At 43.8% G+C, this 19110-nt stretch carries 21 protein-coding genes, 1 riboswitch and 2 other annotated features; of the genes, 16 read left to right on the forward strand and 5 right to left on the reverse strand.

Features of this window, described 5'->3' with window-relative positions; translation table 11 throughout:
* Positions 1–63 precede the first annotated feature (63 nt).
* Positions 64–468: a PaaI family thioesterase gene (locus QZ114_RS04355; protein WP_000651223.1), complete on the forward strand. Its 405-nt coding sequence runs from the start codon at positions 64–66 to the stop codon at positions 466–468.
* Between the two features lie 30 nt (positions 469–498).
* Here QZ114_RS04355 and QZ114_RS04360 read toward each other — a convergent pair whose 3' ends face one another.
* The 4 genes from QZ114_RS04360 to QZ114_RS04375 all read right to left on the reverse strand — a co-directional run bounded on the left by QZ114_RS04360 (position 499) and on the right by QZ114_RS04375 (position 4021).
* Positions 499–1761, reverse strand: a complete 1263-nt coding sequence (locus QZ114_RS04360; RefSeq protein WP_295500027.1) for a nucleobase:cation symporter-2 family protein — start codon at positions 1759–1761, stop codon at positions 499–501.
* Positions 1761–2342, reverse strand: a complete 582-nt coding sequence (locus QZ114_RS04365) for a xanthine phosphoribosyltransferase (protein WP_295500028.1) — start codon at positions 2340–2342, stop codon at positions 1761–1763. Before QZ114_RS04365 ends, QZ114_RS04360 begins: the two co-directional genes overlap by 1 nt.
* Before the next feature lie 123 nt (positions 2343–2465).
* Positions 2466–2561, reverse strand: a riboswitch (purine riboswitch).
* 234 nt (positions 2562–2795) lie between these two features.
* Positions 2796–3182, reverse strand: a complete 387-nt coding sequence (locus tag QZ114_RS04370; protein WP_295500029.1) for a VOC family protein — start codon at positions 3180–3182, stop codon at positions 2796–2798.
* A gap of 11 nt (positions 3183–3193) precedes the next feature.
* Complete coding sequence (locus tag QZ114_RS04375; protein ID WP_295500030.1) at positions 3194–4021, reverse strand: exodeoxyribonuclease III; 828 nt, start codon at positions 4019–4021, stop codon at positions 3194–3196.
* 133 nt (positions 4022–4154) lie between these two features.
* Between QZ114_RS04375 and QZ114_RS04380 the strand changes: the two genes are divergently transcribed.
* From QZ114_RS04380 to trpA, 14 genes are all read left to right on the forward strand, one after another.
* Positions 4155–4610, forward strand: a complete 456-nt coding sequence (locus QZ114_RS04380) for a DUF3290 family protein (RefSeq protein WP_295500031.1) — start codon at positions 4155–4157, stop codon at positions 4608–4610.
* Entirely contained in the window at positions 4607–5242 is a 636-nt protein-coding gene (locus QZ114_RS04385; RefSeq protein WP_295500032.1) for a DUF421 domain-containing protein, read from the forward strand. The genes QZ114_RS04380 and QZ114_RS04385 overlap by 4 nt, the downstream gene beginning before the upstream one ends.
* A gap of 54 nt (positions 5243–5296) precedes the next feature.
* Positions 5297–7042 (forward strand): ABC transporter ATP-binding protein, encoded by a 1746-nt coding sequence (locus QZ114_RS04390; RefSeq protein ID WP_295500033.1) that lies wholly within the window; start codon positions 5297–5299, stop codon positions 7040–7042.
* Entirely contained in the window at positions 7032–8774 is a 1743-nt protein-coding gene (locus tag QZ114_RS04395; RefSeq protein ID WP_295500034.1) for an ABC transporter ATP-binding protein, read from the forward strand. The genes QZ114_RS04390 and QZ114_RS04395 overlap by 11 nt, the downstream gene beginning before the upstream one ends.
* 104 nt (positions 8775–8878) lie before the next feature.
* Positions 8879–9571, forward strand: coding sequence for a sugar transferase (locus QZ114_RS04400; RefSeq protein ID WP_295500035.1), 693 nt, complete (start codon positions 8879–8881; stop codon positions 9569–9571).
* Positions 9572–9613: 42 nt separating this feature from the next.
* Complete coding sequence (locus QZ114_RS04405) at positions 9614–10843, forward strand: DegT/DnrJ/EryC1/StrS aminotransferase family protein (RefSeq protein WP_295500036.1); 1230 nt, start codon at positions 9614–9616, stop codon at positions 10841–10843.
* A gap of 34 nt (positions 10844–10877) precedes the next feature.
* Positions 10878–11108, forward strand: a binding site (T-box leader).
* Positions 11109–11145: 37 nt separating this feature from the next.
* Positions 11146–11274: a hypothetical protein gene (locus QZ114_RS04410; protein WP_295500295.1), complete on the forward strand. Its 129-nt coding sequence runs from the start codon at positions 11146–11148 to the stop codon at positions 11272–11274.
* Positions 11265–11496 (forward strand) — a binding site (T-box leader). Its footprint overlaps the gene before it by 10 nt.
* 71 nt (positions 11497–11567) lie before the next feature.
* Entirely contained in the window at positions 11568–12929 is a 1362-nt protein-coding gene (trpE, locus tag QZ114_RS04415) for an anthranilate synthase component I (protein ID WP_295500037.1), read from the forward strand.
* Entirely contained in the window at positions 12926–13492 is a 567-nt protein-coding gene (locus QZ114_RS04420) for an aminodeoxychorismate/anthranilate synthase component II (RefSeq protein ID WP_000601909.1), read from the forward strand. The genes trpE and QZ114_RS04420 overlap by 4 nt, the downstream gene beginning before the upstream one ends.
* Before the next feature lie 10 nt (positions 13493–13502).
* The gene (trpD, locus tag QZ114_RS04425; RefSeq protein WP_295500038.1) at positions 13503–14507 is read left to right on the forward strand and encodes an anthranilate phosphoribosyltransferase; all 1005 of its coding nucleotides are present in this window, start codon (positions 13503–13505) and stop codon (positions 14505–14507) included.
* Positions 14504–15271: an indole-3-glycerol phosphate synthase TrpC gene (trpC, locus tag QZ114_RS04430; RefSeq protein WP_295500039.1), complete on the forward strand. Its 768-nt coding sequence runs from the start codon at positions 14504–14506 to the stop codon at positions 15269–15271. The genes trpD and trpC overlap by 4 nt, the downstream gene beginning before the upstream one ends.
* Positions 15258–15857: a phosphoribosylanthranilate isomerase gene (locus tag QZ114_RS04435; protein ID WP_295500040.1), complete on the forward strand. Its 600-nt coding sequence runs from the start codon at positions 15258–15260 to the stop codon at positions 15855–15857. Before trpC ends, QZ114_RS04435 begins: the two co-directional genes overlap by 14 nt.
* Complete coding sequence (gene trpB, locus QZ114_RS04440; RefSeq protein ID WP_261012257.1) at positions 15835–17058, forward strand: tryptophan synthase subunit beta; 1224 nt, start codon at positions 15835–15837, stop codon at positions 17056–17058. The genes QZ114_RS04435 and trpB overlap by 23 nt, the downstream gene beginning before the upstream one ends.
* Positions 17051–17827, forward strand: coding sequence for a tryptophan synthase subunit alpha (trpA, locus tag QZ114_RS04445; RefSeq protein ID WP_295500041.1), 777 nt, complete (start codon positions 17051–17053; stop codon positions 17825–17827). The genes trpB and trpA overlap by 8 nt, the downstream gene beginning before the upstream one ends.
* Here trpA and QZ114_RS04450 read toward each other — a convergent pair.
* On the reverse strand, positions 17796–18458 hold the full coding sequence (locus QZ114_RS04450) for an A24 family peptidase (protein ID WP_295500042.1): 663 nt from the start codon (positions 18456–18458) through the stop codon (positions 17796–17798). The two genes, trpA and QZ114_RS04450, sit on opposite strands and share 32 nt — an antisense overlap.
* Before the next feature lie 69 nt (positions 18459–18527).
* Between QZ114_RS04450 and QZ114_RS04455 the strand changes: the two genes are divergently transcribed.
* Positions 18528–18983 carry a GNAT family N-acetyltransferase gene (locus QZ114_RS04455; protein ID WP_295500276.1) on the forward strand — a complete coding sequence of 152 codons (456 nt, stop codon included), beginning with the start codon at positions 18528–18530 and terminating at the stop codon, positions 18981–18983.
* Positions 18984–19110: the final 127 nt, after the last annotated feature.

The following is a 19110-nucleotide window of genomic DNA, read 5'->3' on the forward strand; positions in this document are numbered from 1 at the left end:
TCTCCTTGCACAGTCCTATAAAAAGTAGTATCATAGTGTCGTTTGAACTATCAGGAGGAAACGATGAAAGACTTTCATTTTGACGCTATATCTGCCTTTGAAAATTACGAAATTGAACAAATGAGAGATGGTCACGTTGTGGTGACGACGAAAGTAGTGGACTCGTCGCTCAACTACTATGGCAATGCCCATGGTGGCTATCTCTTTACCCTTTGCGACCAGATTAGTGGTTTGGTGGTCATCTCGCTAGGACTTGATGGAGTGACTCTCCAATCCTCTATCAACTACCTCAAGGCAGGAAAACTCGACGATGTCCTGACCATCAAAGGAGAATGTGTCCATCAAGGTCGCACAACCTGCGTAGTAGATGTCGATATCACTAATCAAGAAGGCAGAAATGTCTGCAAAGCAACCTTTACCATGTTTGTCACAGGCCAGCGGTCAGAAGACAGACAGGTGAGGATATAATATAAAAAAAGAGGTTCGTACCTCTTTTTCTTATTTCTTTTTATGATTTAATACGGCATTGAGTACTATGGCAAGTAGGCTGGCTACGACGATTCCGTTTGAGAAGAACATTTGGAAGGCTGTTGGCATGCTGACAAAGAGATTACTGTTGTTGAGTCCGACACCTGCAGAGATTGAAACTGCTGCGATAAGGAAGTTATGTTCATTGTTAGCAAAGTCAACACGAGCGAGGATTTGCATCCCTTGAATAGATACAAAACCAAACATCACCAGCATGGCACCACCGAGGACAGGACTTGGAATGATTTGGGCAAGGGCACCAAACTTAGGAAGAAGTCCAAGGAGAATCAGGAAACCAGCTGCGTAGTAGATTGGCAGACGAGTCTTGATACCTGACAGTTTAACCAAACCAACGTTTTGTGAGAATCCTGTGTAAGGGAAGGTATTGAAGATACCACCGAGAAGAACGGCCAGACCTTCTGCACGATAACCGTTACGAAGACGTGTGCTGTTGATTGGATCATTAGTGATATCTGAAAGAGCTAGGTAAACACCGGTAGACTCAACCATAGAAACGGTTGCGATGATACACATCATCACGATTGATGAAATTTCAAAGGTTGGTGTTCCAAAGTAGAGAGGTGTAGGAATATGTACGATAGGAGCTGCAGCGACAGGTGAGAAATCAACCAAGCCCATGCTAGCAGCAATGGCTGTTCCAACAACTAGACCAATCAAAATGGAGATAGACTTGATAAATCCTTTGGTAAAGATGTTAATCAAGAGGATAATCAGAACAGTAATAGCGGCAAGCAAGAGACTTTGACCAGTTGGCTCTGGAACGTTATTTCCCATATTTCCAATAGCGACAGGAATCAAGGTTAAACCAATCGTGGTAATTACAGAACCTGTTACGATAGATGGGAAGAGATTGGCTACTTTTGAGAAGATGCCTGAAACAAGAACCACGTAAATCCCTGATGCGATAAGGGCACCAAACATAGCGCCACTTCCATGGCTTTGCCCAATCATAATCAAGGGAGCGACGGATTGGAAGGCAACTCCAAGAACGACTGGGAGTCCAATCCCAAAGTATTTGTTGAGTTGGAGTTGGAGGAAAGTTGCCACCCCACACATGAAGATATCAGTAGAAATCAGGTAGGTTAACTGCTCAGCCGAATAGCCAAGGGCTGTCGCAATCATGATAGGAACCAGGATGGATCCTGAGTACATGGCTAGTAAGTGTTGCAAGCCAAGAACGGCTGCTTGCGAGTGTTTTTCTTGAGTTTGCATTAGAGATCTGCCTCCTTAAATATGACTTGACCATTTTCAAAACGATCCAAACGAGCGAGTGATAGAACAGGGTAGCCTGCTTTTTCAAGCAGATCACGTCCATCTTGGAAGGATTTTTCAATCACAATACTGATAGCTTCGACTGTGGCACCAGCTTGTTCGATGATTTGAATCAAGCCTTTGGCAGCTTGGCCATTAGCAAGGAAATCGTCGATAATCAAAACCTTGTCCTCTGGTGAGAGGAATTTTCCAGCGATAGAAACCGTGCTGGTCACTTGCTTGGTAAAGGAGTAAACTTGGGCAGTTAAGATGCCTTCGTTCATGGTGATGTTTTTAGCTTTTTTAGCAAAAATCATTGGAACGTTTAAGGCTTCAGCTGTAAAAACGGCTGGGGCAATGCCTGAAGCTTCAATAGTTACAACCTTGGTAATGCCAGTAGAAGCAAATTTTTCCGCAAAAACCTTACCAATCTCTCGCATCAAGCTAAAGTCAACTTGGTGGGTTAAGAAGGAATCCACCTTGAGGATGTTGTCACCCAAGATATGCCCATCCTTGAGGATACGCTCTTCTAATAATTTCATAAGACCTCCTAAAGTCTAAAAGCCAATCCATTTGCTTGTTTGTAGTTTCTAGCAAGAAATAGAAAAAGGACCTACTTAATCTCTAAGTAAGTCCCCAAAATAGGCATGGCAAAAACGACCATACCTCACTTCTGACTTACTTATTGTTAGGTGTTCCGGCACCTTGTAGAAACGTCGTACCAATTCACGACATAAACAAGTAAAACGATATTTAATTTTAAACAGGCTTGAGCTAACGTTCTTATTCTACACTAAAAAGCTTTAGAAATCAAATATTTTGTTTATTTTTTGATTAAAAAACGAACAAATAGAAGGAAAACGGACGGAAAACTCGGTTATTGGCAAACGTTTAGAAGATTTTTTTATCATAAAAAGCATATTATCAAGATTTTTCAAGACCTGACAATATGCCTTTTTCTGATTTGAAATATTTTTTGCTAAACCTTTATTACTCTACTCGCTAAATCTTAAAAAATAGCCATCTGGATCCAAAACTGCAAATTCATGTGGATAGATATAATGATCCCCAACACGAAACTTTCTTTTGGTTAAGGGACGATAAATAGGATAGTCAGCTTCCAGCAGTTGTTGGTGGAGCTGAGGAACATCTGCAATGCCAAAGGAAATATTGACACCTCGCCCGAAAGGATAGGTCAGCTGAGCTAATTCTTCTGCGCTGCCTTCTTCTAGCATAAGTTGGCAGTCTTCAAGCGAGAGGAAGAGAAATTTCTCCTCTGGACGATCATATTCGACAGAGAATCCTAGCAGGTCGCAGTAGAAGTGACGTGATTTTTCGATATCAGATACTACAAATTCAGGAATGACAGCTTGATAGTCCATTCGTTTTCTCCTTAGAGTTCAATCTCCAAGACAATGGGTGTGTGGTCTTGACGAGCTCCTGAGTCAATCATGTCAGACTTAGTGACTTTGTCTGCGAGACGGTTACTTGTGAGCCAGTAGTCTATTCTCCAGCCTGTATTGTTGATTTTAGAAGTCTTGCTGCGTTGTGCCCACCAAGTGTAGCGTTCTGGGACATCACCGTGAATGTGGCGGAAGGTGTCGGTAAATCCAGTTGCCAAAAGGTTGGTAAATCCAGCACGTTCCTCGTCGGTAAATCCAGGTGAACGGCGGTTGCTGGCAGGATTTGCAAGGTCGATTTCATTGTGGGCTACGTTGTAGTCACCGGTTGCAAGGACTGGTTTTTCTTTGTCTAGTTCAGCCAAGTACTCAGCATATTTGATATCCCAAACTTGACGTTCTTCCAAGCGTTTGAGGCCATCGCCAGCGTTTGGTGTATAAACTTGGGTCACGAAAAAATCATCAAATTCTAGAGTGATGATACGACCTTCCAAGTCCATGGTAGAAGGGGCACCGATTTCTGGGAAAGTGACAGTGGGTGTGAGTTCTTTCTTATAGAGGAACATGGTTCCAGCATAGCCTTTACGGGCAGGCTCTTGGGAAGAACGCCACGTGTTTTCATAACCTGGGAAGAGTTCTTCTAAAATTTCCAAGTGTTTCTTTGTAGGCCCTTTGGCAGAAAGCTTGGTTTCTTGGATAGCAATGATATCAGCATTTTCAGCGACCAAGGTTTGTAGGACTTCTTGGGACAATTTGGCACGAGCTGAGTCACTAGTGAGGGCAGCGTTTAGGGAATCAATATTCCATGAGATAAGTTTCATAAAGTTACCTTTTTCATTCAGATTATAGATTTTATTATACCAAAAAAAGCCTTATTTCCCCAACGTATGGTTTGAAAAATCACCCTCTTTCGTTTATAATTAAGAATGATTTTATGAAAGGGAGTGAAAATAAATGAAATTTTACTCATATGACTATGTGCTTAGCCAAATCAGTCAGCAAAATGGCATCATGATTGGCTTTGGGATTGTGCTCCTAGCTATCACAGGATTTTTTGCTTTTAAGGCCTATCGTGATAAAAAGGGGACTAAGTTTCGGGAATTGGTCATGATTTTAGCCTTGACCTTAGTGGCCATGCTTTTGGTGACAATTTCAAAATACCAGACCAATCAAGCCTCTAACAATCAATTTCAAACCTCCCTTCATTTTATAGAGGTTGTTTCCAAAGACTTGGGAGTGGATAAATCAGAAGTTTATGTCAATACTTCAGCTGCCACTGATGGAGCGCTTGTCAAGGTAGGTTCAAATTTCTACCGTGCCATGAACGGGAGCCAACCAGACAAGTATCTTTTAGAGAAATTAGAATTGAATCAAACAGACGCTATTGAATTGGTGGAGGTAAACAAATGACACTCAACTATATGGAAATTTTAATCAAACTGGCCTTGGGTCTTTTCTCGCTTGTTTTTGTTATCAATGTGACTGGGAAGGGAAACTTGGCACCTAACTCTGCGACAGACCAAATTCAGAACTATGTTCTTGGTGGTATCATCGGTGGGGTAATTTACAATAGTTCTATCAGCATTCTCCAGTATGCAGTGATTTTGATGATGTGGACGATTTTGGTTTTGACCCTCAAGTGGCTCAATAACAATGTTCGTTTTGTCAAACGCTTGATTGATGGGAAACCAACTCTCCTCATCAAAAATGGGCAGATTAACCCAGAAGCCTGTCGTTCAGTTGGCTTGTCTGCATCGGATGTAGCCCTAAAACTTCGTAGCCAAGGGATTTTCCAGATGAAACAGGTCAAACGAGCTGTGCAAGAGCAAAATGGCCAACTCATCGTGGTTCAAATGGGAGATGAAAATCCTAAGTATCCAGTTGTGACTGACGGTGTGATCCAAGTCGATGTCTTGGAATCGATTGGCCGTAGCGAAGACTGGCTGCTTGATAATCTAAGCAAACAAGGGCATGACAATGTGGCCAATATCTTTATCGCTGAGTATGATAAGGGTGCGGTCACAGTCGTAACCTATGAATAAGAAGAACCTGGGGTCTAGGCCTCAGGTTTCCATTTGCAATCAGAAAGGGATTTTATGTCCATTATTCAAAAACTTTGGTGGTTTTTCAAGTTAGAAAAACGCCGTTATCTAGTCGGAATTGTGGCCTTGGTCTTGGTTTCCGTCCTCAATCTCATTCCCCCTATGGTCATGGGGCGGGTCATCGATGCCATCACATCGGGGAAATTAACCCAGCAGGACCTCCTTTTTGACCTATTTTACTTGCTTCTTGCGGCCTTTGGGATGTACTATCTGCGCTATGTTTGGCGTATGTATATCCTTGGGACTTCCTACCGTTTGGGGCAGATTATGCGCTCTCGCTTATTTGAGCATTTCACAAAAATGTCTCCAGCTTTTTATCAAACCTATCGGACGGGGGACCTGATGGCACATGCCACCAACGATATCAATGCCCTAACGCGTCTGGCAGGTGGCGGAGTCATGTCAGCAGTGGATGCCTCAATCACGGCTTTAGTGACCTTGCTGACCATGCTCTTTAGCATTTCATGGCAGATGACCTTGGTTGCCATTCTTCCCCTGCCTTTCATGGCTTATGCCACCAGTCGTCTAGGGAGAAAGACCCACAAGGCTTTTGGTGAATCACAGGCTGCCTTTTCTGAACTCAATAACAAGGTGCAGGAGTCTGTATCAGGTATTAAAGTGACCAAGTCTTTCGGGTATCAGGCGGACGAGTTGAAGTCTTTTCAGGCAGTCAATGAATTGACCTTCCAAAAGAACCTGCAAACCATGAAATACGATAGTCTCTTTGACCCTATGGTTCTCTTATTTGTTGGTTCCTCCTATGTTTTAACCCTCTTGGTCGGCTCCTTGATGGTTCAGAAAGCGCAGATTACGGTTGGAAATCTGGTTACCTTTATCAGCTATTTGGATATGCTGGTTTGGCCTCTTATGGCTATTGGATTCCTCTTTAATATTACTCAGCGAGGGAAGGTTTCTTACCAGCGGATTGAGGAACTTTTGTCTCAGGAATCACCTGTACAAGACCCTGAGTTTCCTCTAGACAGTATTGAAAATGGGCGCTTGCAGTATGCCATTGATAGCTTTGCCTTTGAAAATGAGGAAACACTGACGGATATTCACTTTAGTTTAGAAAAAGGGCAAACTCTAGGCTTGGTCGGGCAGACAGGCTCTGGGAAAACGTCTTTAATCAAACTCCTCTTGCGTGAATATGATGTGGATAGGGGAGCCATTTACCTAAACGGTCATGATATTCGCGACTATCGTCTGACAGACATTCGCAGTCTCATGGGCTATGTTCCTCAGGACCAGTTTCTCTTTGCGACTTCGATATTAGACAATATCCGCTTTGGCAATCCTAATTTGCCCCTTTCAGCGGTCGAGGAATCGACTAAGCTAGCTCAAGTATACCAAGACATTGTAGCCATGCCTCAAGGGTTTGATACGTTGATTGGTGAAAAGGGAGTCAGTCTTTCTGGTGGGCAAAAGCAACGTCTGGCTATGAGTCGGGCTATGATTTTAGACCCTGATATCTTGATTTTAGATGATTCCTTGTCAGCCGTGGATGCCAAGACAGAGTATGCGATTATTGACAATCTCAAGGAGACGCGGAAGGACAAGACAACCATTATCACGGCTCATCGCCTCAGTGCAGTTGTCCATGCAGATTTGATTTTGGTTCTGCAAAATGGACAGATTATCGAACGAGGCATGCACGATGACTTGCTAGCCCTGGATGGCTGGTATGCCCAAACCTATCAGTCTCAGCAGCTGGAAATGAAAGGAGAAGAAGATGCAGAATAAGCAAGAACAATGGGATGTATTAAAGCGCTTGATGTCCTATCTCAAGCCCTATGGCCTCCTGACCTTTTTGGCACTCAGTTTTCTCCTAGCGACGACGGTTATTAAAAGTGTTATTCCCCTCGTGGCTTCCCACTTTATCGACCAGTATCTGAGCAATCTTAACCAACTCGCTGTGACCGTTTTGCTGGCCTACTATGGTCTTTATATCCTGCAAACTCTAGTTCAGTATGTCGGCAATCTTCTCTTTGCGCGGGTGTCCTACAGTATTGTAAGGGATATTCGTCGCGATGCCTTTGCTAATATGGAGAGGCTGGGTATGTCTTATTTTGACAAGACGCCAGCAGGCTCCATCGTCTCTCGTTTGACAAATGATACTGAGACCATCAGCGATATGTTTTCGGGAATTTTATCCAGCTTTATCTCAGCAGTTTTCATCTTTCTGACAACTCTTTATACTATGTTGGTGCTGGATTTTCGTTTGACTGCTTTAGTCTTGCTCTTTCTCCCCTTGATTTTCCTTTTGGTCAATCTCTATCGGAAAAAATCAGTGAAAATCATTGAGAAAACCAGAAGTCTCTTGTCAGATATCAATAGTAAGCTGGCCGAAAACATCGAAGGAATCAGGATTATCCAGGCCTTTAATCAAGAGAAACGTCTACAGTCAGAGTTTGATGAAATCAACCAAGAACACTTGGTCTTTGCCAACCGTTCTGTAGCCTTGGATGCCCTTTTTTTGCGCCCTGCCATGAGTTTGCTTAAACTCCTAGGATATGCAGTTCTAATGGCCTATTTTGGCTACCGTGGCCTTTCTATCGGGATAACGGCGGGAACCATGTATGCCTTTATCCAGTATATCAATCGTCTCTTTGATCCCCTGATTGAGGTGACGCAAAACTTTTCAACCCTTCAAACGTCTATGGTGTCTGCTGGCCGTGTCTTTGCCTTGATTGACGAGACGACCTATGAGCCTCTTCAAGAAGATGGGCAGGCTAAAGTCAAAGAAGGCAATATTCGATTTGAACATGTGTGCTTCTCATATGATGGCAAACATCCGATTCTGGATGACATTTCCTTTTCAGTTAACAAGGGGGAGACCATTGCCTTTGTAGGTCATACAGGTTCAGGAAAATCGTCGATCATCAATGTTCTCATGCGCTTTTATGAATTTCAGTCAGGGCGCATTCTCTTGGATGGTGTGGATATCAGGGACTATAGTCAGGAAGAGTTGAGAAAAAACATCGGTCTGGTCTTGCAGGAACCCTTCCTCTATCATGGAACCATTAAGTCCAATATCGCCATGTACCAAGATATCAATGATGAGCAGGTCCAGGCTGCAGCAGTCTTCGTGGATGCAGATTCCTTTATTCAAGAACTTCCCCAGGGTTATGATTCGCCTGTTTCTGAGCGTGGTTCCAGCTTTTCGACTGGTCAGCGCCAGCTTCTTGCCTTTGCTAGAACAGTCGCCAGTCAGCCTAAAATCCTGATTTTGGATGAAGCGACAGCCAATATTGACTCTGAAACAGAAAGTCTGGTTCAAGCTTCTCTGGCTAAGATGAGACAGGGGCGGACAACCATTGCTATCGCCCATCGCCTTTCTACTATCCAAGACGCCAACTGTATCTATGTTTTGGACAAGGGGAGCATTATCGAGAGTGGAACTCATGAGGAACTCTTGGACTTGGGAGGTACTTACCACAAGATGTATAGCTTGCAGGCTGGGGCCATGTCTTAAGGAGGGAATCCTTTAAAACACAGATTTCTTGCTCCACCTTTTCCATTTTGTGGTATAATGAAAACTGTTGCTAAATACTATACTAAAAACAAAGGAGAAACAAGATGCTGAAATGGGAAGACTTGCCCGTAGAAATGCAATCAAGCGAGGTTGAGTCTTACTACCAGCTTGTCTCTAAAAGGAAAGGTTCGCTGATTTTCAAGCGGTTCCTAGATTGTTTTCTGGCTTTGATTTTGTTAATTTTGACTTCCCCAGTCTTTCTAATCTTGGGCTTATGGATCAAGTTAGACAGTAAGGGGCCGGTCATTTACAAACAAGAGCGAGTGACCCAGTACAACCGTCGCTTTAAAATCTGGAAGTTCCGTACCATGGTGACAGATGCAGATAAAAAGGGTAGCCTAGTGACATCTGCTAACGACAGTCGGATTACCAAGGTGGGAAATTTCATCCGTCGTGTGCGTTTGGATGAATTGCCACAATTAGTCAATGTCATCAAAGGAGAGATGTCCTTTGTGGGGACACGACCTGAAGTGCCACACTATACAGACCAGTATAGTCCTGAGATGATGGCGACCTTGCTCTTACCGGCAGGGATTACCTCTCCAGCCAGCATCAACTACAAGGATGAGGATACTATCATCAGTCAAATGACGGAGAAAGGTCTGTCCGTCGACCAAGTCTATATGGAGCACGTCCTTCCTGAGAAGATGCGCTATAACCTTGCCTATCTCCGAGAGTTTAGTTTTCTTGGGGACATTAAAATCATGTTTCAAACCGTGTTTGAAGTGCTAAAGTAAAGTAGTCATGAGAAAATGAGTACAGATAAAAGGAGCAAATCAATGCCAAATTACAATATTCCATTTTCGCCACCCGATATCACAGAAGCAGAAATTGCTGAAGTAGCAGATACTCTTCGTTCTGGTTGGATTACAACAGGTCCTAAGACAAAAGAACTGGAACGTCGTCTGTCTCTCTACACACAGACTCCCAAAACGGTCTGCCTGAATTCAGCGACTGCAGCTCTTGAGTTGATTTTGCGAGTATTGGAAGTGGGGCCTGGTGATGAAGTCATCGTTCCAGCCATGACCTATACAGCTTCATGTAGTGTTATCACTCACGTAGGAGCGACTCCTGTCATGGTAGATATCCAAGCAGATACCTTTGAGATGGACTATGACCAACTTGAGCAAGCTATCACTGAAAAAACCAAGGTGATCATCCCAGTAGAGCTTGCAGGGATTGTTTGCGACTATGACCGCTTGTTCCAAGTTGTGGAAAACAAACGTGACCTCTTTACTGCTTCAAGCAAGTGGCAAAAGGCCTTTAACCGTATTGTGATTGTCTCTGATAGTGCCCATGCCTTGGGATCTACTTATAAAGGACAACCAGCTGGTTCTATCGCTGACTTTACTTCCTTCTCATTCCATGCTGTTAAGAATTTTACAACGGCAGAGGGTGGAAGTGCGACTTGGAAGGCCAATCCAGCTATTGATGACGAAGAGATGTACAGAGAATTCCAAATCCTTTCTCTTCACGGTCAGACTAAAGATGCTCTTGCTAAGATGCAACTGGGTTCATGGGAATACGATATCGTAACACCAGCTTACAAGTGCAACATGACCGATATCATGGCGTCACTTGGTTTGGTCCAATTAGATCGATACCCAAGTTTGTTGCAACGCCGTAAGGACATTGTGGATCGCTATGATCGTGGTTTTGCAGGTTCTCGCATCCATCCTTTGGCACACAAGACTGATACTGTAGAATCTTCACGCCACCTCTACATCACCCATGTAGAAGGAGCAAGTCTAGAAGAACGCAATCTTATCATCCAAGAATTGGCCAAAGCAGGAATTGCAAGTAATGTACACTACAAACCACTTCCTCTTTTGACAGCCTATAAGAATCTTGGCTTTGATATGGCGAATTATCCCAAGGCCTATGCCTTCTTTGAAAATGAAATTACCCTTCCTCTTCACACTAAACTAAGCGATGAAGAAGTGGACTATATCATTGAGACTTTCAAAACAGTTTCTGAAAAAGTGCTAGCTTCATCAAAAAAATCGTAAAAAAGTATTGACAAAGAAAAAACAAAGTATTAAAATAAATTCAACAAATCAGAAAAGTAACTATTTTTGATCTTCAGGGAGCCTGTGGTGATTGTGAACAGGTGGTTGGAAGTAGTGAAAGTGGGCTGATTTTAAAAATGAGTTTGAAACAATGAAAATTCGGTGCGCACACCTTACAGTGCAACTTGTTGTTAGACAAGGCAGAGATGTAAAGGGGATAGTCCCTTTACAATTGAGGTGGCACCGCGTTACTAACGCCCTCACGCAGAGTAATTTTCTGTGTGTGGGCTTTTTTTTCATATATGCGAATTATCAATGAAGCAGTCAAACGAGCATTAAAACTTAGTAAAGATGAAATCATCATCAATGTCTCTGGTCGTGGAGATAAGGACGTAGCTGCGATTGCAGACTACCTAGAAGCTAAAAAATAATAGATGGAAAAATTACAGTCTTTTCTCTCACAGAGAGCTTGTGGTTGCTGGGAACAAGCAGAGAAAGCTGTAAGGTTGGGTCTATCTGAAATGGGAGAAGAAAACATAATTCTCAAGGGAGTGCCCTTTATCGCACAGCCTGTTACAGGAGGTATCTGAGACAGGAATGAGAGATAGGAGAAGTCCTATAATTGAGGTGGCACCGCGAATTTCGTCCTCACGCAAGTTATTTTGCGTGGGGATTTTTCATACAGTCGCCACGAACTAGAATTAGAACTGAAAGGGAAATTACAATGGAACGAATCATTCATGGAGATGTCTTATCACCAATCTTGGCTTATATGCGTCTAAAGGGGCAACATAAGGTTATTTTAGAAAGTATTCCGAGAGACAAGGAAACAGCTCGTTTTTCTATCCTAGCTTATAATCCAGTTTTTGAGATTAAGTTTGAAAATGGAGTCCTTTATCAAAATGGTCAAGTGATTGATCGGGATCCCTTGGATTTCCTTTATGAAGTGACTCATAAGAGCCAGCACCATTCAGATCTACCTTTTGGTGGGGGAGCCATTGGTTTTGTGGGTTACGATATGATTTCGCTTTATGAAGAAATTGGTCAAATTCCTGAAGATACAATTGGAACGCCAGACATGCATTTCTTCGTCTATGAGAGTTACATTGTCTTTGACCACAAGAAGGAAAAAATCCATGTCATCGAGGATGCTCTTTATAGCGAGCGCAGTCAAGAAGACTTGGAAAAAGCTTTGAATCAAGTGCTTGAGGAATTACGTATCCCTGCTCCAAATGAATTTGAAGACTTGGATCTATCTCCGTTAGACTTCAAACCGCATATCGCTCCTCAAAAGTTTGAGGAAATGGTGGAAACAGCTCGTGACTTGATTCGTAATGGCGACATGTTCCAGTGCGTGCTCAGTCAGCGCTTCTCAGCAGAGGTTACTGGAAATCCATTTGACTTCTACAGAAATCTCCGCGTGACCAATCCATCTAATTACCTTTATTTCTATGACTTTGGGGATTATCAAATCATCGGTGCCAGTCCAGAAAGTTTGGTTTCTGTCAAAAATGGCATCGTGACAACCAATCCGATTGCGGGTACACGACCAAGAGGCGCTACGGATGAAGAAGACAAGGCTTTGGCGACAGACCTGCTTTCGGATGAGAAGGAAACAGCAGAGCATCGGATGTTAGTAGACTTGGGACGAAATGATATTGGCCGCATCTCTGAGACGGCCAGTGTCCAAGTCACCAAGTATATGGAAGTGGAACTTTTCCGTTATGTCATGCATTTGACCAGTGTGGTCAAGGGATGTTTGCTTCCAGAACTCACTGCTATGGATGCCTTGAAATCAACACTTCCAGCTGGAACCGTTTCTGGAGCACCAAAGATTCGGGCGATGAGACGCATCTATGAACTGGAAACGGAAAAACGGGGCGTATACGCAGGAGCGATTGGCTACTTGTCTGCGACGGGTGATATGGATTTCGCCATTGCCATTCGAACGATGATTCTAAAAAATCAAACAGCCTATGTGCAGGCTGGGGCAGGGATTGTCTACGACTCCATCGCCCAAAACGAATACCAAGAAACCATTAACAAAGCAAAATCTATGACTAGAATTGGAGAACTAAGACCATGATTTTATTGATTGATAACTATGATTCTTTTACCTATAACTTGGCTCAATACATTGGGAATTTTGCAGAAGTGCAGGTCTTGAGAAATGATGATCCCAAGCTGTATGAAGAAGCTGAAAAAGCAGATGGTCTGGTCTTTTCTCCTGGTCCTGGTTGGCCAGTTGATGCTGGAAAGATGGAAGACATGATTCGTGATTTTGCTGGCAAGAAGCCGATTTTAGGGATTTGTTTGGGCCACCAAGCCATCGCAGAAGTCTTTGGTGGTAAGTTAGGCTTGGCTCCCAAAGTCATGCATGGGAAACAGAGCAATATCAGCTTTGAAGCGCCATCTGTTTTGTATCAAGGCATCGAGGATGGCCGTGCGGTCATGCGTTACCACAGTATTTTGATTGAAGAAATGCCAGAAGACTTTGAAGTGACAGCTCGTTCGACTGATGACCAAGCCATCATGGGGATTCAACATAAAAACCTGCCGATCTATGGCTTCCAGTACCATCCAGAGAGTATCGGAACGCCAGATGGCTTGTCGTCTATTCGGAATTTTATCGAGAAGGTTGTAAAGTGAGGGAACTAGGATGAAAGAGATTATTGAAAAACTAGCAAAATTTGAAAATTTATCAGGTGTGGAAATGACGGATGTCATTGAGCGTATCGTAACTGGGCGTGTAACAGAGGCACAGATTGCTTCTCTTCTCTTGGCGCTTAAGATGAAGGGGGAAACACCTGAAGAACGCACAGCCATTGCCCAAGTCATGAGAGGCCATGCTCAACATATTCCAACTGAAATTCATGATGCCATGGATAACTGTGGTACAGGTGGGGACAAGTCTTTCAGCTTTAACATTTCGACAACTGCAGCCTTTGTCTTGGCTGGTGGTGGTGTTCACATGGCAAAACACGGTAACCGCTCGATTTCTTCTAAATCTGGTTCTGCAGATGTCCTCGAAGCCTTGGGTATCAACCTAGACCTCAAACCAGCTGATCTAGGTAAAGTCTTTGATAAGACTGGAATCGTCTTTCTCTTTGCTAAAAATATGCACCCAGCTATGAAATACATCATGCCAGCTCGTTTGGAACTAGGAATTCCAACAATCATGAACTTGACTGGTCCCCTGATTCACCCAATGGCTTTGGAAACACAGCTTCTTGGAATTAGTCGTCCAGAACTGCTAGAAAGTACAGCTCAGGTTTTGAAAAATATGGGTCGCAAACGTGCCATTGTGGTTGCTGGGCCAGAAGGATTGGATGAAGCTGGTTTGAATGGAACAACCAAGATTGCACTTCTTGCAAATGGCGAAATCACCTTATCAAGCTTTAGTCCAGAGGATTTGGGGATGGAGCGCTACGCTATCGAAGATATCCGTGGTGGCAATGCCCAGGAAAATGCAGAAATTTTGCTCAGCGTTCTGAAGAACGAAGCAAGTCCATTCTTGGAAACGACAGTTTTAAATGCTGGTCTTGGTTTCTATGCTAATGGTAAGGTAGCTAGTATCAAGGAAGGTGTTGCCTTGGCCCGTCAAGTGATTGCTGGTGGCAAGGCTCTTGAAAAACTCAGACTGTTACAGGAGTACCAAAAATGAGTCAGGAATTTTTAGCACGAATCTTGGAGCAGAAGGCGCGTGAGGTCGAGCAGATGAAGCTGGAGCAAATCCAGCCCCTGCGTCAAACCTATCGCTTGGCAGAATTTTTGAAGAATCATCAGGAACGCTTGCAGGTAATCGCTGAGGTCAAGAAAGCTAGTCCTAGTCTGGGAGATATCAATCTCGATGTGGATATCGTGCAACAGGCCCAGACTTATGAAGCGAACGGAGCAGTGATGATTTCTGTTCTGACAGATGAAGTTTTCTTTAAAGGGCACCTGGATTATCTACGGGAGATTTCCAGTCAGGTACAGATTCCAACGCTCAACAAGGACTTTATCATCGATGAAAAGCAAATCATCCGTGCTCGCAATGCAGGTGCGACAGTCATCTTGCTCATTGTCGCCGCCTTATCCGAAGAACGTCTTAAGGAACTCTATGACTATGCGACAGAGCTTGGTCTGGAAGTCTTGGTGGAAACTCACAATCTTGCTGAACTAGAAGTAGCCCACAGACTTGGTGCTCAGATTATTGGGGTCAATAACCGAAACTTGACCACCTTTGAGGTTGACTTACAGACCAGTGTAGACTTGGCTAAACATTTCAAAGATGATTGCTTGTACATTTCTGAATCTGCTATTTTCACAGGGCAGGATGCGGAGCGAGTAGCACCGTACTTTAACGGAATTTTGGTTGGGACAGCTCTCATGCAGGCAGAAGATGTGGCCCAGAGAATCAAGGAGTTGCAGATTGACAAAGGTTAAAATTTGTGGATTATCGACCAAAGAAGCGGTGGTAACAGCCGTTTCAGCAGGAGCCGACTACATCGGTTTTGTCTTTGCACCTAGTAAAAGACAGGTGACCTTGAATCAGGCTGTCGAGTTGGCAAAGCTCATTCCTGCAGATGTAAAAAAGGTTGGTGTATTTGTTTCACCAAGTCGGGCTCAACTGCTAGAAGTCATTGACAAAGTTGGCTTGGACTTAGTTCAAGTTCACGGTCAAGTGGCGGATAATTTATTTGAGAATGTGCCTTGTGCCAGTATTCAGGCTGTGCAGGTGGATGGAGAGGGTCATGTGCCCAATTCTCAGGCAGACTATCTACTCTTTGATGCCCCTGTAGCTGGGAGTGGCCAGACCTTTGATTGGGGTCAACTGGATACGACTGGATTAACTCAGCCTTTCTTTATCGCAGGTGGGCTTAATGAAGATAATGTTGTAAAAGCAATTCAACACTTTACTCCCTATGCAGTAGATGTATCAAGCGGAGTGGAGACAGATGGACAAAAAGATCATGAAAAGATTAGAAGATTTATAGAGAGGGTAAAGCATGGCATATCAGGAACCAAATAAAGATGGATTTTACGGGAAATTCGGCGGACGTTTTGTCCCAGAAACATTGATGACAGCAGTTTTAGAGTTGGAGAAGGCCTACCGTGAAAGTCAGGCAGACCCAAGTTTCCAAGAGGAATTAAACCAGCTCTTACGCCAGTATGTAGGACGTGAAACTCCCCTTTACTACGCAAAAAACTTGACCCAGCATATCGGCGGAGCCAAGATTTACCTCAAACGGGAAGACCTCAACCATACAGGGGCCCACAAGATTAACAATGCCTTGGGACAAGTTCTTCTGGCTAAACGCATGGGTAAAAAGAAAATTATCGCTGAAACAGGTGCTGGTCAGCACGGTGTGGCAACTGCAACAGCTGCAGCCCTCTTTAACATGGAATGTACCATCTATATGGGTGAAGAGGATGTCAAACGCCAAGCTCTCAATGTCTTCCGCATGGAGCTTTTAGGAGCCAAGGTCGAGGCTGTAACAGATGGTTCGCGCGTGCTCAAGGATGCGGTCAATGCAGCCCTTCGTTCATGGGTGGCTAATATCGATGATACCCACTATATCCTTGGTTCTGCCTTAGGGCCTCATCCTTTCCCAGAAATCGTTCGTGACTTCCAAAGTGTCATTGGTCGAGAAGCTAAACAACAGTACCGTGACTTGACAGGTCAAGATCTACCAGATGCCCTAGTAGCCTGTGTTGGTGGTGGGTCGAATGCTATCGGGCTCTTCCATCCCTTTGTAGAAGATAAGTCTGTAGCTATGTATGGGGCTGAAGCAGCTGGGCTTGGTGTGGATACGGAGCACCACGCAGCTACCTTGACCAAGGGTCGTCCTGGTGTTCTTCACGGTTCTCTCATGGATGTGCTCCAAGATGCCCATGGTCAAATTCTTGAAGCCTTCTCTATCTCAGCAGGCTTGGACTATCCTGGTATCGGTCCAGAACATTCTCACTACCACGATATTAAACGTGCCAGCTATGTTCCTGTGACAGACGAAGAAGCCTTGGAGGGATTCCAACTCTTGTCTCGTGTGGAAGGGATTATCCCAGCCTTGGAATCTAGTCATGCTATCGCCTTTGCGGTGAAATTGGCCAAAGAACTCGGTCCAGACAAATCCATGATAGTCTGTCTATCAGGTCGTGGGGACAAGGATGTGGTTCAAGTCAAAGACCGCTTGGAAGCAGATGCAGCAAAGAAGGGAGAAGCTCATGCCTAAGACACTAACAGAAAAATTAAATGCTATAAAAGTAGCTGGAAAGGGAATTTTCGTTCCCTATATCATGGCTGGTGACCACGAAAAAGGTTTGGATGGACTCGGAGAAACAATCCACTTTTTAGAAGATTTGGGTGTCTCTGCCATTGAAGTGGGTATTCCCTTTTCTGATCCTGTTGCAGATGGACCTGTTATCGAAGAAGCTGGCTTGCGCAGTTTAGCCCACGGGACCTCTACTCAGGCTTTGGTTGAAACCTTGAAAAGCATTCAAACAGAAGTTCCACTTGTCATCATGACCTACTTCAATCCCCTCTTTCAGTACGGTGTGGAGAATTTTGTCAAAGATCTGGCAGATACAGCTGTGAAGGGCTTGATTATCCCAGACCTGCCCCATGAACATGCCAACTTTGTGGAGCCCTTTTTAGCAGACACAGACATTGCCTTGATTCCCCTAGTTAGTTTGACAACAGGAATTGAGCGTCAGAAAGAGTTGATTAAAGGGGCAGAAGGCTTTGTCTATGCAGTTGCCATCAATGGGGTGACAGGGAAATCGGGCAATTACCGTGCAGACTTGGATAAGCACTTGGCACAATTGCATCAAGTGGCCGATATCCCAGTCTTGACAGGTTTTGGTGTATCTAGTCAAGCCGATGTAGAACGCTTCAATGCGGTGTCAGATGGTGTCATCGTCGGTTCAAAAATTGTAAAAGCTCTCCATCAAGGAGAGCCGATTCAGGACTTTATAAAACAAGCAGTAGCTTACCAAAAATAATCACACAAGCAGCGAGTAAGAGGAAAGGCACAAAAGGAAGTCTTTCCTTTTTCTTTTGCAGGAGAAAGGCTAGAATCCCTGTTGCAGAAGCAAACTGAATCAAGATCAGTAACTCCGTTACGCTAAAGACGAGAGCACAAGAAGCTAAAAAGAGAAAATCCCCTGCGCCCATGCGGATATCGATAAAATGAGCCAACATTCCAAGGACAAGGAAGAAGACCATGACCAGGTTCAAGCCAGAGGAAGCCATGAGGATTAGGTGGAAAATCATCCAGACCAGTAAGGGATATTCCTGATGGTGAAAGTCGTAGATGCCCAAGGTCAAACCAGCAGTGATTAGGATGACTTGCCCCAAGGAAAGAAATCCCCAAGACCAAGATAGAAAGAGGAGTCCTAAGCCTAGTTCAAAGAGGGCATACCAGACAGGATAAGGAGCCTTGCAGTAGCGACAGCGAAAGCGATTGAAGACCTGCGAGAGAATCGGAATCAAATCTAAGGGGCGCAAGCGAGTCTGACAGGAATCGCAGTGACTAGCTGGACTGATAATGGATTGCTCAGGAAAACGGTCAATGAGCAAACCAAGAAAAGAAGCGAGAATGCTCCCTACAAGAAAAAAATAAATATCAATCATACTTATCTATTCGTAAAAAATAGGAGAAGTAGTATAATGGAGAAACATAAACAAGATAGTGAGGTCAAGATGACAATTCGTTTTGAAGAAAAGGTGAGCACAGAAAATGCTCAGCTCGTCTGCCAATGGTCCAACTCCCTTGGCAAATCCTTTCAAGAACAATGGATGGGAACAATGATTCCTTTTCCCTTAACCATTCAAGTCTTGCAAGATTTGGAAGGAATCTTTTCTATCTTTGATGGACGAGAGTTTGTGGGCCTTATCCAGAAAATTAGGCTAGAAGACAGCAATCTTCATATTGGAAGATTTTTTATCAACCCCCAGAAACAGGGGCAGGGCTTAGGTAGGCAGGCTTTAAGGAAATTTGTTAGTTTGGCCTTTGAAAATAGAGATATAGACAGCATCTCTCTAAATGTCTTCGAGGCAAATCAAGCAGCCCAGCACCTTTATCAAAAAGAAGGATTTGAAATCGTTCAAATAGTTGAAGCACCTGTACGAAAATACATTATGAAAAAGGGGAGATAGAAGCAAAAAAAGAGGCTAGAAAAAGTCTTTGAAATCAGAAAAAACGCATAGTATCTAGGCTTTCAACACCTGATATTATGCGTTTTATTTTATTGTGGGAAGATTTGCTTCGTTTTCTCCTGAATCA

Source organism: uncultured Streptococcus sp. (genome assembly GCF_901875575.1).
GTDB lineage: Bacteria > Bacillota > Bacilli > Lactobacillales > Streptococcaceae > Streptococcus.

Coding starts and splice junctions, on each gene's coding strand:
- QZ114_RS04355 (WP_000651223.1), top strand. CDS start 64: ATGAAAGACTTTCATTTTGACGCTATATCTGCCTTTGAAAATTACGAA.
- QZ114_RS04360 (WP_295500027.1), bottom strand. CDS start 1,761: ATGCAAACTCAAGAAAAACACTCGCAAGCAGCCGTTCTTGGCTTGCAA.
- QZ114_RS04365 (WP_295500028.1), bottom strand. CDS start 2,342: ATGAAATTATTAGAAGAGCGTATCCTCAAGGATGGGCATATCTTGGGT.
- QZ114_RS04370 (WP_295500029.1), bottom strand. CDS start 3,182: ATGGACTATCAAGCTGTCATTCCTGAATTTGTAGTATCTGATATCGAA.
- QZ114_RS04375 (WP_295500030.1), bottom strand. CDS start 4,021: ATGAAACTTATCTCATGGAATATTGATTCCCTAAACGCTGCCCTCACT.
- QZ114_RS04380 (WP_295500031.1), top strand. CDS start 4,155: ATGAAATTTTACTCATATGACTATGTGCTTAGCCAAATCAGTCAGCAA.
- QZ114_RS04385 (WP_295500032.1), top strand. CDS start 4,607: ATGACACTCAACTATATGGAAATTTTAATCAAACTGGCCTTGGGTCTT.
- QZ114_RS04390 (WP_295500033.1), top strand. CDS start 5,297: ATGTCCATTATTCAAAAACTTTGGTGGTTTTTCAAGTTAGAAAAACGC.
- QZ114_RS04395 (WP_295500034.1), top strand. CDS start 7,032: ATGCAGAATAAGCAAGAACAATGGGATGTATTAAAGCGCTTGATGTCC.
- QZ114_RS04400 (WP_295500035.1), top strand. CDS start 8,879: ATGCTGAAATGGGAAGACTTGCCCGTAGAAATGCAATCAAGCGAGGTT.
- QZ114_RS04405 (WP_295500036.1), top strand. CDS start 9,614: ATGCCAAATTACAATATTCCATTTTCGCCACCCGATATCACAGAAGCA.
- QZ114_RS04410 (WP_295500295.1), top strand. CDS start 11,146: ATGCGAATTATCAATGAAGCAGTCAAACGAGCATTAAAACTTAGTAAA.
- trpE (WP_295500037.1), top strand. CDS start 11,568: ATGGAACGAATCATTCATGGAGATGTCTTATCACCAATCTTGGCTTAT.
- QZ114_RS04420 (WP_000601909.1), top strand. CDS start 12,926: ATGATTTTATTGATTGATAACTATGATTCTTTTACCTATAACTTGGCT.
- trpD (WP_295500038.1), top strand. CDS start 13,503: ATGAAAGAGATTATTGAAAAACTAGCAAAATTTGAAAATTTATCAGGT.
- trpC (WP_295500039.1), top strand. CDS start 14,504: ATGAGTCAGGAATTTTTAGCACGAATCTTGGAGCAGAAGGCGCGTGAG.
- trpB (WP_261012257.1), top strand. CDS start 15,835: ATGGCATATCAGGAACCAAATAAAGATGGATTTTACGGGAAATTCGGC.
- trpA (WP_295500041.1), top strand. CDS start 17,051: ATGCCTAAGACACTAACAGAAAAATTAAATGCTATAAAAGTAGCTGGA.
- QZ114_RS04450 (WP_295500042.1), bottom strand. CDS start 18,458: ATGATTGATATTTATTTTTTTCTTGTAGGGAGCATTCTCGCTTCTTTT.
- QZ114_RS04455 (WP_295500276.1), top strand. CDS start 18,528: ATGACAATTCGTTTTGAAGAAAAGGTGAGCACAGAAAATGCTCAGCTC.